This is a genomic window from Actinomadura fulvescens (assembly GCF_039533225.1).
Taxonomy (GTDB): domain Bacteria; phylum Actinomycetota; class Actinomycetes; order Streptosporangiales; family Streptosporangiaceae; genus Spirillospora; species Spirillospora fulvescens.
The window spans coordinates 310,090-323,065 of sequence record NZ_BAAATD010000007.1; the positions used below are offsets into that span (position 1 = coordinate 310,090).

General features: G+C 68.0%; 10 protein-coding genes and 2 pseudogenes. 7 read left to right on the forward strand and 5 right to left on the reverse strand.

Annotation, left to right across the window (positions count from 1 at the left end; all coding sequences use genetic code 11):
- The first annotated feature begins 9 nt into the window (after nucleotides 1–9).
- Nucleotides 10–867: an arginase family protein gene (locus ABD333_RS26430; protein WP_344545408.1), complete on the forward strand. Its 858-nt coding sequence runs from the start codon at nucleotides 10–12 to the stop codon at nucleotides 865–867.
- Nucleotides 868–925: 58 nt separating this feature from the next.
- Here the strand turns inward: ABD333_RS26430 and ABD333_RS26435 are convergent, their stop codons facing one another.
- From ABD333_RS26435 to ABD333_RS26450, 4 genes are all read right to left on the reverse strand, one after another.
- Nucleotides 926–3,052 carry an MMPL family transporter gene (locus ABD333_RS26435; protein ID WP_344545166.1) on the reverse strand — a complete coding sequence of 709 codons (2,127 nt, stop codon included), beginning with the start codon at nucleotides 3,050–3,052 and terminating at the stop codon, nucleotides 926–928.
- Nucleotides 3,053–3,231: 179 nt separating this feature from the next.
- Nucleotides 3,232–3,885 carry a response regulator transcription factor gene (locus tag ABD333_RS26440; RefSeq protein WP_344545168.1) on the reverse strand — a complete coding sequence of 218 codons (654 nt, stop codon included), beginning with the start codon at nucleotides 3,883–3,885 and terminating at the stop codon, nucleotides 3,232–3,234.
- A complete protein-coding gene (locus ABD333_RS26445) occupies nucleotides 3,882–5,039 on the reverse strand; it encodes a sensor histidine kinase (RefSeq protein WP_425546937.1) in 1,158 nt (385 codons plus the stop codon). The genes ABD333_RS26440 and ABD333_RS26445 overlap by 4 nt, the downstream gene beginning before the upstream one ends.
- A 112-nt stretch (nucleotides 5,040–5,151) precedes the next feature.
- Complete coding sequence (locus ABD333_RS26450; RefSeq protein WP_344545172.1) at nucleotides 5,152–5,682, reverse strand: hypothetical protein; 531 nt, start codon at nucleotides 5,680–5,682, stop codon at nucleotides 5,152–5,154.
- Nucleotides 5,683–5,945: 263 nt separating this feature from the next.
- On the opposite strand from ABD333_RS26450, the gene ABD333_RS26455 reads away from it, so the two are divergent.
- The 4 genes from ABD333_RS26455 (at nucleotide 5,946) to ABD333_RS26470 (ending at nucleotide 10,867) form a co-directional block, all read left to right on the forward strand.
- Nucleotides 5,946–6,824, forward strand: coding sequence for a glycerophosphodiester phosphodiesterase (locus ABD333_RS26455; protein ID WP_344545174.1), 879 nt, complete (start codon nucleotides 5,946–5,948; stop codon nucleotides 6,822–6,824).
- An 800-nt stretch (nucleotides 6,825–7,624) separates the two neighbouring features.
- The gene (locus ABD333_RS26460) at nucleotides 7,625–8,209 is read left to right on the forward strand and encodes a dihydrofolate reductase family protein (protein ID WP_344545175.1); all 585 of its coding nucleotides are present in this window, start codon (nucleotides 7,625–7,627) and stop codon (nucleotides 8,207–8,209) included.
- A 140-nt stretch (nucleotides 8,210–8,349) separates the two neighbouring features.
- Nucleotides 8,350–8,514 (forward strand): hypothetical protein, encoded by a 165-nt coding sequence (locus tag ABD333_RS26465; protein ID WP_344545177.1) that lies wholly within the window; start codon nucleotides 8,350–8,352, stop codon nucleotides 8,512–8,514.
- A gap of 1,171 nt (nucleotides 8,515–9,685) precedes the next feature.
- Nucleotides 9,686–10,867 carry a serine hydrolase domain-containing protein gene (locus tag ABD333_RS26470; protein ID WP_344545179.1) on the forward strand — a complete coding sequence of 394 codons (1,182 nt, stop codon included), beginning with the start codon at nucleotides 9,686–9,688 and terminating at the stop codon, nucleotides 10,865–10,867.
- A 462-nt stretch (nucleotides 10,868–11,329) separates the two neighbouring features.
- Here ABD333_RS26470 and ABD333_RS47575 read toward each other — a convergent pair.
- Nucleotides 11,330–11,695, reverse strand: a pseudogene (locus ABD333_RS47575) (IS30 family transposase); the annotation flags it as partial.
- A gap of 20 nt (nucleotides 11,696–11,715) precedes the next feature.
- On the opposite strand from ABD333_RS47575, the pseudogene ABD333_RS26480 reads away from it, so the two are divergent.
- Both ABD333_RS26480 and ABD333_RS26485 read left to right on the forward strand, forming a co-directional pair.
- A pseudogene (locus tag ABD333_RS26480) lies at nucleotides 11,716–11,905 on the forward strand (IS5/IS1182 family transposase); the annotation flags it as partial.
- A 199-nt stretch (nucleotides 11,906–12,104) separates the two neighbouring features.
- Complete coding sequence (locus ABD333_RS26485) at nucleotides 12,105–12,947, forward strand: sulfotransferase domain-containing protein (RefSeq protein ID WP_344545181.1); 843 nt, start codon at nucleotides 12,105–12,107, stop codon at nucleotides 12,945–12,947.
- The last annotated feature ends 29 nt before the right edge of the window (nucleotides 12,948–12,976 follow it).

A 12,976-nucleotide genomic window follows, 5' to 3' on the forward strand; every position in this document is an offset into this window, starting at 1 on the left:
TTGATCATCGTGGAGGGGGAGATCTGCGTGTCCAGTCAGGTCGTGCTTGAGGTGGGGCAGTGGCAGGGGTCGGGGGCCGTGACGGCCGGTCGGTTGCGCAGTGGGGCTGCCTGGCTTGCCGAGTTGGTTCCCCACGGCCAGCGGTACACGGTCGCGCTTGACAGTGGGGTTGGGAACTCACGGGGCGGCGTACGGAACGCCGAGGTCCTGGAGCGCCACCTGCAAGCAGTGCGGGAGGCATTGGCCGAGATTCCGCCGGACGACCTGACCGTGACCATCGGCGGCGATTGCGGGGTCGATCTCGCTCCGGTCGAGGCCGCGCTCTCCGCCTTCGGGGACCGGCTGGCGCTGGTGTGGTTCGACGCGCACGCGGACCTCAACAGTGCGGAGTCGTCGCCGTCCGGTGCCTTCCATGGCATGGTGCTGCGCGCGCTCGTCGGCGACGGACCCGAGGGTCTGCGGCCTGTGCGGAGCCTGTCGGCCGACCGCGTGGTGCTGGCGGGCGCCCGGTCACTGGACCCGGCTGAACAGGACCTTGTCCACGGCCGCGGCATCCGGCACCTCAGCGTCGAGCAGCTCACCGGGCCAGGGCCGCTCCTGGCCGCAGTGCGCGCCACCGGCGCCGAGGCGGTGTACGTCCACATCGATCTCGACGTCCTGGACCCGCAGGTGTTCCCGGCCGTCGGTACACCCGAGCCCGGCGGCCTCGGCGTTGAAGACCTGATTGGAGCGGTGCGGGCGCTGACTGAAGAGTTCACGCTCGCCGGCATCGCCCTCACCGAGTACGAGCGGACGGAAGACACCGGTCAGGAGGAGGCTGTACTGCGGAGGCTCGTCGACGGACTGTTCGGATCCGAGCAACGCTGAGCGGTACCGAACCCATGGAGAGCCGCTTCTGGTGTTGGCAGAAGCGGCTCTCCCGGTGTCAGGCGTGAAGCAGTTGCTTGTCAGGTTCGGGGGCGGGTTCGTCGGGCGGGTCGACGGACAGGTGGGGAAGGATCCGGTCGAGCCAGGCGGGTAGCCACCAGTTGGCGCGGCCGAACAGGTGCATCAGGGCGGGGACGAGCATGGTGCGCAGGACGAAGGCGTCGATGGCGACGGCCGCGGCCAGGCCGATGCCGAACATGGCGACGGCGCGTTCGCCTCCGGCCAGGACGAAGGCGCCGAAGACGGCGATCATGATGGTGGCGGCGGCGGTGATGACGCGGCCGGTCTGGCCCTGGCCGACGATGACGGCGCGGGTGTTGTCGCGGGTGTGCACCCATTCCTCGTGCATGCGGCTGACCAGGAAGACCTGGTAGTCCATCGAGAGGCCGAAGAGGATCGAGATCATGATGACGGGGAGGAAGGCCTCGACCGGGCCGGGCGCGCCGAGGCCGAGTGGCTCGGAGCCCCAGCCCCATTGGAAGAACGCGACGACGAGGCCGAACGACGCGAGGGCGGCCAGGACGTTCATGACGGCCGCGGTGAGCGGGATCAGGAGGCTGCGGAAGGCGACGAGCAGCAGCAGGAATCCCAGCGCGACGATGACCGTGATGAACAGGGGGATCTTGCTGCTGAGCTCGTGGCTGAAGTCGTCGAAGATCGCGGTGACGCCGCCGACGTGCACCTGCATGGTGGTCCCGCGTTCGGCGGCCGGGATGACGTCGTCGCGCAGCGTGCGGATCAGGGAGGCGGTCTTCTCGTCCTGCGGTGAGGTGGTGGGGACCACTTGCAGGATGCCGACCTTCGCCCCGGGCGGTTGCGGCAACGTGACGACGTTCGCCACACCCGGGGTGCTGCGGATCGTCGCGGCGAACTCGGAGAACGCCGCGCGGTCTGTGCCGGACGGGGTTTGCGCGACGAGCTGGAACGGCCCGTTGAAGCCGGGGCCGAACCCGTCGGAGAGCAGGTCGTAGGCCTGGCGGGAGGTGGTCGAGGTCGGGTTGTTGCCCGCGTCGGAGCTGCCGAGCCGGATCGAGAGCACGGGCAGGCTGAGAGCCGCGATCAGGGCGAGCGCGACGATCGAGAGGGTCCTGGGCCGGCGCTGGGCGAACCGGGCCCAGCGATGAAAGACGCCGGGCTTGTCCGGTTCGGCCTTGCCGGCGATCAGGGCGCGGCGCTCCTTGCGGCTCAGCACCCGCAGCCCGGCGAACCCGAGCATCGCGGGCAGCAGGGTGATCGACGCGAAGACGGTGATCGCGACGGTGGTGATCGCGGCGATGGCCATGCCGTTGAGGAAGCTCATCCCGATCACGAACAGCCCGAGCAGAGCGATCACGACGGTGGCCCCGGCGAACAGTACCGCCCGGCCGGAGGTGTTGAGCGCGGTGACGACGGAGCCGTCGACCGTCCTTCCCGCCAGCAGGCCGTTGCGGTGCCGGGTCACGATGAACAGCGCGTAGTCGATGCCGACGCCGAGCCCGATCAGCGCGCCGAGGATCGGGCCGATCTGTCCGATGGTGAACACGTGACTGAGCAGGCCGATCGACATCAGGCCCGCGGCGAGCGCGATCACGGCGGTCAGGATCGGCATCAGCATCGCCAGCAGTGAGCCGAACGCGATGAACAGCACGATGGCGGCGGCCGCGACACCGATGAACTCGGCGGTGTTGGGAGGTGGTTGTTCGGCCTGTGCGATGGCGTTACCGCCCAGTTCCACCCGCAGGCCGTCGGTGCGGGCCTGCCGCGCGGTCTCGATCACCTTCTTGACGTCACCGGCCGGCACGTCCTGCGCCTGGGCGTCGAAGGTCAGCTGGGCATAAGCCGTGCGGCCGTCCTTGCTGACCTGCCCGGCGCCCTGCTCGACATAGGGGCTGGTGACCGAGGCGACGTGCGGCAGCTTGGCGACCTGGTCGAGCGCGGTGGTCATCCGCTGCCGCACGGCGGGGTCGCGCACGGAACCCGACGAGGTCCGCCAGACGATGGTGCCGGAGTCGCCGGATTGGTCGGGCAGGTTCTCCTCCAGGAGTTCGAGCGCCTTGGCCGAGTCCGTACCGGGCAGTGAGAACTCGTCGTTGTAGGCGGTGCCCGCCGCGCCGGTCGTCACCCCCAGCCCCAGTACGGCCACCACCCAAAGGAGGACGACGATGAACCGATGTCGAAGACACCACCGAGCGAGCGTGGACAAGGAAACCCCCAGTGAGAACCACCGATGACAGTGGTTCAACAGTTCCACCGGGCCTGCACCCACGCCGTCGGCCGCAGGGACCGACCTGGGCTACTGCATCCGCATTAGTGGCGGTAGTGCGTTCAGAGTCCCGGGCGTACGAGTCCGGTCTCATACGCCACGATCACCAGCTGCGCGCGGTCGTGTGCGCCGAGCTTGGCCATCGCTCGGTTGAGGTGCGTCTTCACGGTGTACGGGCTGATCCGCATCCGGTCGGCGATGTCGTCGTTGCTCAGCCCGCCCGCCACCAGCCGCAGAGCCTCGCGCTCGCGATCGGTCAGCTCGGCCAGGCTCTGGACGGGAACCTCGGCCGGACCGTCCAGGAACCGGCCGATCAGGGCACGGGTCGCGGACTGCGAAAGCAACGCGTCGCCCCGGGCGACCAGCCGGATCGCGTCCTGCACCTCTCGGGGCTCCACGCCCTTGCCGAGGAAACCGCTGGCGCCGGCCCGCAGTGCCGCGAAGATGTATTCGTCGATCTCGAACGTGGTCAGAATCAGCACCTTGGTCCGCGGCAGCGTCGCGGTGATCTGGCGGGTGGCGGCCAGGCCGTCGACGTCCGGCATCCGCACGTCCATCAGCACCACATCCGGTTCGAGCGCCTCGGCGAGCTTGATCGCCTCGCGGCCGTCCGCCGCCTCGCCGACCACCTCGAGATCGGCGGCCGTGTCGACCAGGATCTTGAACCCCGCCCGCACCAGCGCCTGGTCGTCGGCGAGCAGCACGCGCACGGTCATCGCGTCACCGGCAGTACGGCCAGGACCTGGAAGCCACCGTCCGGACGAGGCGCCGCCGCGAACGTGCCGCCCAGGGCCAGGGCACGTTCCCGCATCCCGACCAGGCCATGCCCGCTGCCATTGACCTTGCCGTTCCCGCGGCCCCGATCGCTGATCTCGACCGCGAGCTCGCCGGGCCGGTGCTCCAGCCTGACCGTCGCCTGGTCGGCCCCGGAATGCTTGGTCACGTTGGTCAACGCCTCCTGCACGATTCGATAGGCGGCCAGTTCCACCGGCACCGGCACCGGCGCCGGATCTCCGTCGGCTCGCATCCGCGTCTTCAGCCCGCACTTCTCGAACGAGGCGATCAGCTGGGGCAACCGGTCCAGGCCGGGCGCCGGCTCGGGTGGCTCGCCGTCCGGCCTGCGCAGCACACCGACCGTGACGCGCAGCTCATTCAGGGCGTCCTGCCCGGCCCGGCGGACGTGGCCGAGCGCCTCGTGCGCCTGGCCGACGTCATCCTCCAGAACGTGGGCGGCGACCCCGGCCTGGACGTTGATGACCGCGATGTGGTGCGCCAGAACGTCGTGCAGGTCACGGGCGATGCGCAGCCGTTCCTCGGCGACCCGGCGGCGCGCCTCCTGCTCCTTGGTCTCCTCGGCGACACGGGCCCGCCGCTCGACCTCGGTGAGATAGGCGCGCTTGTTCTGCACGGCCGCGCCGACCGCGGCGGCCAGCGCGCACTGCAGCACCAGGCCGACGTTGTCGGCAGACGCCCAATGGCCATCGGACCCGATCGTCCCCGCCGTGCCGAGCAGGACCGCCGAGCCCACGCCCACCTTCGCCACCACCAGCCGGCGGTCGATATTGGCGGCCACGGTGTAGACGCCGATCGTGGACGCGAGCATCAGAGCGCTCTTGCCGCCTCCCGTCAGCAGTTGCGTAGCCGTCACCCCGACGGTGACCAGCAGCACCGGGAACGGCCACATCCGCCGATGCGCCAAGGCACCGAACGCGACCAAGCCGAGTCCCGTACCGAACCAGGTAGGCGTCGGCTGCTCGCCGACCATGGGAGCCACCCACTGGAAGATGACGAAGCCACCTAGCGCCAGCAGCATGTCTGCGGCATAGGGATGACTTCTGCAGGCTTGTCGCGCCTCGCCCCAACCCGTCACGAACCCACCGTACGTTCTCCGCCGGGGGCCTGACCCAAGTCCACGGCACAGCAGAGACAACCAGACGCGCTGCCTTCACTCACGGCCACCTACCCACATAACCAGGCACCGCCTAAGGGGTGGCTTCCGCCGTCCGGTGTCGGGGGCCAGTCACGTTGCTGGTCTTGCCGCGCCGGGAGACGGCCAGCGTCGCCATGACCAGAGCCAGGAGCGCGTAACCGCTGATGATGACGATGCGGATCCAGTTGAGGTCCATGTAGTCGGTGTAGGCCGGGTGCAGGGTCCCGTCGGGCTGCCAGATGGATCCGGCCTCACGGACCTCATCGGCCCAGGCGCCCCACATGAAGACGCGGGCCACGAAGATGGACGCCTGCATGCACAGGCTGAGCCCGATCATCCACAGCGGCACGCCTCGTGGCCGCAGCAACAGCAGTGCCATGGCACAGACCAGTCCGGCCACCCCGGCCGGGATGACGGTCAGGTCCGACAGCTGCTCATATCCCTGGTCGTAGGCCGGCATCCGCTCCGGGTCGAGGTAGCGCAGGCCGCGGTGGTGCATATGCGTCATCCAGGTGATCCCGGCACCGAACGCGGCCAAGGTTGACAGGACCAGCAGCACTGGCAGCGCCAGCCGCTCTCGCAAGATTGTCGTCCGTGGTTCCATGCCCCCAGTCGAGCAGGGCGTTCTTCAGGTTCCTTTAGGCCGTTCTGTGAGGGCGCATAGAGTCCCGGACGAGTTCCGGGACCAGGGCGGGCGTGTCATCCCCGCTCGTACCGTCGTCGCCCTAGGGGATTGGACACATAAAGTCACCGCCAGTGCACGGGCTGCTATCGCGTTGCTACTTTGCCTCGACCAGACGCGTTGCGACGCTCGACAGGACGGTTCCCTGCCTGTTCGAGGTGACTATGTACCGACGGCTCGGTCTCCCTCTTGCCGCCGCCGTGGCGGTCACGACCATCTCGGTTCCGACCGCGGACGCCAACGCTCCCATCGCTCCTGAAAGAACGACCAAGGCCGCGCTGAAGATCGCCAACGTCGCGCATCGCGGTGCCTCCGCCGCCGCTCCCGAGAACACCATCACCGCGTTCAAACTGGCCCGCACGAAGCGCGCCGACCTCGTCGAGATCGACGTGCGGCAGACCAAGGACCGCAAGCTCGTCCTCATGCACGACACCACGCTGGCCCGCACCACCAACGTCGAGTCGGTGTTCCCGGGCCGGTCACCGTGGCGGGTCTCCGACTTCACACTGGCCGAGATCCGCAAGCTCGACGCGGGATTGTGGTTCGGCTCGAAGTACCGGCGCGAGCGGGTGCCGACCCTCGACGAGACGCTACGCGCCCTGAATCACAGCGGTCTCGGACTGCTGCTGGATATCAAGGCGCCCGACCGCCACCCCGGGATCGAACACCGCATCGTCTCCGACCTGCGCCGCAACCCGTCGTGGCTGCGCCCCGATCCACGGGAGCGGCGGCTCATCGTCCAGTCGTTCGATCTCTCCTCCGCCCGCCGCTTCAACCGGCTCCTGCCGCAGGTGCCGGTCGCGGCGCCCGGCAAGCCGCCTGCCGCGGAGCTGCCCGCGCTCGCCCGGTGGGCCGATCTGGTCAACCCGCCGCACGCGGAACTCACCGCCTCCTATGTCGCGAACGTCCACCGCCACAGGATGAAGGTCTTCACCTGGACTCTGGACGACCCCGCCAAGATGCGCAGCACCCTCAAGCTGGGTGTGGACGGCATCGTCACCAACAAGCCCGACGTACTCGACCGCGTGCTGCGCGAACGTTAGACCTCCAGCCGGCACCGAACGGGCTGCGGTGGCCCGGAGGACTTCCTCGCAGCCGTACGCAAGGCATTCCAACGGGTAGCCCGAAGATGTCGCCGCAGCCCCCACCGGATCTGAGCCCGCCACAGTCGCTGCTACCGAGGGCACCCCTCACTGATCCGTCACCCGCGCTGAGCCCTCCTCGCAGGAGTGCGACTTCGAGATCGGGCCTTCCAGAAACAGTCGGCAGCTGGGTTCACGGAAGATGGAAGTCGGCGCGCCCGTATCCGTCGCGTTTGATCCGCTTGCGTCTGCGGCTGTTGAACAGCCGTCACCGGCCGTCTCAGGGGGAAGGGAATTGATGCGGAACGCCACCGCGGTCCTGAGGTCGGGCGGGCTGGACACCGTGGTCACCGCCTGCCCGCTGACATGCGCTGGAACCCCCCTGTCGGGTGGAAGGACAACGTGAATCGGGTCGCTACGGTCGCGCCGCCGTCGGCACGCGGAAGCGTCGAGGAGGGCGGGGACGGCGAGGACTCCCGCGTCGCGGCCGCCGTCCGTTGCGCCGCCCTGGCTCGCCGTCTGCTGGCCCAAGCACGGGGAAGCTGAACGCGCGCGTGCGGGGGAGGCGCTAGAAACGCCGGAGACCCGGGTGCGCACTGTGTACACAATGACCTCCACGGCGGACGAGATCACCGGAACCAGCACACCGGCGGCTCCCGCGCAGTTGCCTGATTCCCCGGTGTCGGATGGAGCCGGGCCCGTTCGTAGTCAAGGTGAGAGGCCGGCACTCGCCGGTCGCCGCTTCAGGAGGAGAGAGCATCATGACCGCCACCTACACCTTCGACGTCTTTTCCAGCCTCGACGGTTACGGCTCCTACAGCAGCAGCGGCGACTGGGGCGGCTACTGGGGCAAGCACGGCCCGGAGTTTCTCGACCGTCGCCTCGCCTTGTACGGCCGTCAGCAACGAATGGTCCTCGGGGCGAATACCTTCCGGCAGTTCGTGCAGCTGATGGGCCCGAACACGGGGGAGCTGAAGGAGCTCGACCCGGTGAACACGCAGATGAGGGACATGCCGGCAACGGTGGTGTCCACGACGTTGGAAGGTCCCCTCGACTGGCCGGACGCGACCCTGGTGAGCGGCGACGCCGTCGATGTCGTCGCCCGGCTGAAGGAGGAGTCGAAGGTGCCGTTGCGCTCGCACGGCAGCCTGTCGATGAACCGGGCGCTGATGGCCGCCGGCCTGGTCGACCGCGTCCAGCTGACGGTCTTCCCCGTGATCACCGGTCAGACCGGAGCGGACCCGGTCTTCCAGGGGGCGGCCGACTTCGACCTGGAACTGATCGAGAGCCGGACGCTCGACGGCCACATCCAAGAGCTCACCTACCGGCCCACCCTGCACGTCTGAGCTCCGTCCCCGTTCACCCGGCCGGGCCGGGCCGGTGAGGGATGAGACACCTGCGCTCAGGAGCACGGTGGCGGAGCGCACTCTCGTGGCCGGTTGGCGGGGTTCTGATCCACTTGTTGTGGCTCGGTCGCGGAGCAGGGTTGGACCTCCGGGTAAAGGCGGGGCGGAGTTGGCCGCCCCGCCAGCACGCCCCGGCCGAGATGCGCGGCCGCCCCGCCGTCCGCCGCCTGGTCAGCCAGACCGTCGACCGTAACCCGCGCCTACCAGGCGTCCAGGAACTGGCCGCCATCATCGCCCGCGCCTAGCACCCGTCCCGTACGGGCGTATCCGGCCCGCGTCCGTTCGACCGCAAGTCACCGTCCCAGCGGCGGACGTTGCCGGGGCTCCCTGTCTCGCATGGAGAACCTGCCGGCACCGGAGGGGGCGGCGGGTCCCCCTGCCTGAATTCCTGGAGAAATTACGCCTTATGGAACACCAGGTCCTCGGCAGTGCGGGTTCGCACGGTCTGGTCGTCGATGTCGATCAGGGTGCTGAGGCCGGTGAACTGTCCGGCCGACAGCACCAGGACACGGTTCGTTGTGCTGATCGAGGAAGCCCGGGAAGGCGGCACCGGATTGCCTTCAGATCGCCGGTCACTGTCCCTGGTGTGCGGTGATTCTCGACGACGAACGGTGCGGAGCCGGTGTTCTGTCCGGTCACCGCGTCCGGCGGCGGCCCGGTCAACGGATGGCGGCGGGCCGCGTGCACGCCGCGCGGCGTTCCGTCGGCATGGTCGTGCCTGCCGGCCCGACACGGCCCGCCGCTCGCGGCGGTCAGCCTCCGCCGCTGGCCGGCAGTGCGTCGCTCACCTTCTGCGCGGCGTCCTTCGACGTTGGCCTTCAGCAGCGGCCTCATCACCTTTCCCAGCGCCTGCTAGAACTCGGGACTCTTACCCTCTGCCAGGTCCACGGCGAATGCGGCCGCGTACCGCGCATCGACGGGATGCAGGCGCCGCTCCGGTTCACCCCGGCGCGAGCACCCGGCCGCCGAGCTCCATCCGCCGTGGCTTCAAGCGCGAGAAGTGGACCCACATGTTGATCGATTGCCGAGATGGGTCTCCAGCGTTCTGGCCCCGCCCGGCTCTGTCAGGGAGTGGCGTCGGGGTGACGTTCATCCTGCGGTAGGAGACCGCGTTCTGCACCGTCGCCAGGTGGTATGGCCGGGGAGCCGTAGCCCGTAGTTCCGGGGCAACAGCTGCTGCCGCCGGGAGGCGGTGTCGTTCTTGTGTGAACGATGCCGGGTGCAGGTGTCGGAAGGCCTCGTCAAGGTGCGTTCCTGGTCGATGTACGGCCCCTGCAGACGGCGGGGATGTGGAACGCGGCGAGGCGACCTGGTATTACCGATCGTCATCACCTGTCCCCGTTCGGGTACCCCTGAGAACGATCTCCGGGGCGAACCCGATGGTGCGCGCGCCCCCGCGCCCGGTTGGCTCGCCACATGAACAACTTCCATTCAGCACGCCGCACGCTGGTCGTTGTGGCCTCGGCCAGCGCGCTCACCACGGCCGCGGCAGCCCCGTCCCTCGCCGACCGCCCCGCGGCTTCACCGCATGCCAAGACCCGGGCCGCGCTGGACGCGATCGTCGCGCATGGCACCCTCGGCGTGGTCGCTGGGGTGATGACCGGCCACCGAAGCTGGACGCACACGGCCGGAATTGCCGATCGGGACAGCAAACGCCCCCGCCAGCCCAATGAGAAGTTCCGCATCGCCAGCATGAGCAAGCCGTTCACCGCCACCGTGCTGCTCAAGCTCGAGGCCGCCGGAAAACTCTCGCTCGACGACAGCGTCGAGAAATGGCTGCCCGGGGTGGTCCGCGGAAAGGACTACCATCCCGAGGCGATCACCGTGCGGCATCTGCTCAACCACACCAGCGGGATCTTCAACTACAACAACGACGACGGCTTCCGCGCCAGGTACGCCGGGGACGCCTTCGACACCAACCGCTACCGCCTGGTCTCCCCGCGCGAGCTGACGAACATCGCGCTCGCCCATCCGGCGGTGTTCCAGCCGGGCAAGCCGCACCACTGGGAGTACTCCGACACCAACTACATCCTGGCCGGCATGGTCATCGAGAAGGTCACCGGCAACCGCTACGAGGACGAGATCACCAAGCAGCTCATCCAGCCCCTCGGACTGACCGACACCAGCGCGCCCGGCACCTCGCCCAAGGTGCCTGAACCGCATGCACGGCATTACTCCACGCTCTTTGAGGACGGGCCGGACGCCAAGGTGCGCGATGTCACCGAGTTCAGCCCCACGGTGGCCTGGTCGGCCGGACAAATCATCTCCACTACCGGCGACATGAACAAATTCCTGTCCCTGCTGCTACGCGGCAAGGTGCTACCTCCCCGACAGCAGCGGGCGATGTTCGACACCGTCCCGGTCCAGGGAAAGGACGGACATGGCGGCGCCGAGGAACGATATGGACTCGGCATCCGCAAGTTCAAGCTCAAGAAGGGCTGCTGGGTCTGGGGCCACGGCGGCATGCTGCCCGGTTCGGCGTCCCGGACCGCGGCCACGACCGACGGCCGGCACGTCCTGACCATGAACCGCAACGGTGACTGGGGCGACCAGAACCCCGAAGATGCCGTGGTGACAGCCGAATTCTGCGGACGGTGAGGCGCACAACCACGCCTAGCCTCCGCCGCGGGCGCTCTGACTGCCGGGTAGTCAGCCCGAAAAGCACGACCCGCGCGCGGCCGCTCCTCACCGAGTGGCGTTCGAGGACCTGCCGACGCGTGTCCCATCCCGAGGGACCACCGACCGCCACCCGCACCGAACGCAACCAGACCGGCTCTGCGAGGCGTCCGGGTGGAACCTGCCAACTTCACCCGGGACCGAGCCCACTCAGGCAGGACCGGACGGACGGCCTCAACGATCAAAGCCTCGACCTCACCGGCAAGGGACAACAACCAAGGAAGCGCCAGAGTCCCGAGGGTGGAGCCAAATCTCACGCGAACATGAACCCGCTTCACCGGGGCGGGACCATCGCAAGCTGGGCGGGTTCCAGCGATGTTCGCAACACGGCGTCATCCGACTGTTGCGACGAGCTTGCTGAAGAGGTCAGCGGGGGGTCTCCGGCTCGGCCGGCAGACCGGCGAAGGCGTGCACAAGTGCGTCACGGACGTGCTCGGCGGTGCGCCCGTGCGGCAGGTGCAGGAGCATGATGTAGCGGGTGGTGCGGTCGACCAGGGTGCCGATGGCGGACCGGTTGTCTGGCCAACGATGAGATCTCCCTCCCAGTGGCCGGGCACCTGGCAGTCGGCGGCGCCGGCGGGCCGCTCACTGATCAGCGTGCCGGGGTCGGTGAAGCGGATGGCGCGCTGGTCGCCGCAGCGCCGCGGCGCCGCGGTCGGCGGGCTTGGCGGCCGGTGTGCAGTACCGGGTCAAGCCATCGCGGTGCGGCAGGTAGATCGCCTGGTGGATGGTCTCGTGGGTCAGATGCCGTCTCAATGAACGCCTGCACCCGCGGCCTTCGCGTCATTAGGCGTCGCTGGGGCGTAGAGGAAAGCGTGGGCTGGGTCACGCTCCACCGCCGCTTGGCCCGCGACTACAACGCCGTCTCCGCCAGCGTCGAAGCCATGATTCGGATTGGCGCAATCGACAACCTGTCAGCGCATAACCGGCGAAAGCGCACCAACCTGGCGAGTTGCCTATTGGAGCATACGGAGCGATCAGCTGAGATCAATGGCTCTCAGATCCACGTGCGCCTGCTGCGACAACTGTTGTAGCTCGCGCCCTCTTCGATCGGCAGATCCGCAGGCCGGTCGTGGCCCCGAGGACGGAGCCTAAGGATTGAAGATTTTGCCCCTGGCAGATGACTCTCGACAGGTTTGACGCTTGCGAACGGATGGGCATGACCGTCAGTGATCACTCGATGACGAATGGTGTCGGTATGGCGCAAGAGCTTCCGAATGTCATGCTCCCAACACCGGTCCCCCTCCAGCCGGAAGGCTGGGTAACGGGGCCTCCGGACTTCGTTGGTGTCGGCGTGATGAAGGCAGGCACCACCTGGTGGTGGTCGCTGATCGCGGGCCACCCCGACGTTGCGCCTCCCCAGCTGCGCTCGTCCGAGGATCTGGCCGAGATGTACACGGTGAAGGAACGACACTTCTTTGCCCACTATGGTCAGGTCGAGGACATAGATCCGGCGGTCTACCACGCACACTTCCCCCGTCCGCCAGGCTTGATAACCGGTGAGTGGACTCCCAGCTATCAGTTCCATTTCTGGGTCCCCCCGATGCTGCAGAGATGTGCCCCAAAGGCCAAGATTCTGGTGATCTTGCGTGATCCTCTGGAACGTTTCATTTCGGGTCTCGCCCACCACGCCCTGTTTGGCTATGAAATCAACAACGCCCTGTTAATAAACAGTTTGCATCGCGGCTTCTACTGGCAGCAGCTAATGAACCTGCTGGAGTACTTTGACCGCGAGCAGGTCCTCGTCCTGCAATATGAACGCTGTTGCATCGATACAGTCGGCCAACTCCGGCGGACGTTCGAGTTCCTTGGCATCGATCCTGGTCGCTGGAACGGGAACTACACGGCCAGGGAGCATGTCGGCGTTTCAACCAAAGGCCATCGACTTCACTTCAATGAGGACACGATGCGGGCGGTCCGGTGCAGCTATGCCGCCGACACCCAACGACTGCTGGCCGATTTCCCCGAGGTGGACGGAGCGCTGTGGAGATCAGCGCCTTGATCGACCGATCGAGCCCCTGCTGAGTCCTG

Bases quoted from the DNA above. Each gene is read 5' to 3' on its own strand.
- ABD333_RS26470 (WP_344545179.1), top strand. From the start codon at position 9,686: ATGAACAACTTCCATTCAGCACGCCGCACGCTGGTCGTTGTGGCCTCG.
- ABD333_RS26460 (WP_344545175.1), top strand. From the start codon at position 7,625: ATGACCGCCACCTACACCTTCGACGTCTTTTCCAGCCTCGACGGTTAC.
- ABD333_RS26485 (WP_344545181.1), top strand. From the start codon at position 12,105: ATGACCGTCAGTGATCACTCGATGACGAATGGTGTCGGTATGGCGCAA.
- ABD333_RS26440 (WP_344545168.1), bottom strand. From the start codon at position 3,885: ATGACCGTGCGCGTGCTGCTCGCCGACGACCAGGCGCTGGTGCGGGCG.
- ABD333_RS26455 (WP_344545174.1), top strand. From the start codon at position 5,946: ATGTACCGACGGCTCGGTCTCCCTCTTGCCGCCGCCGTGGCGGTCACG.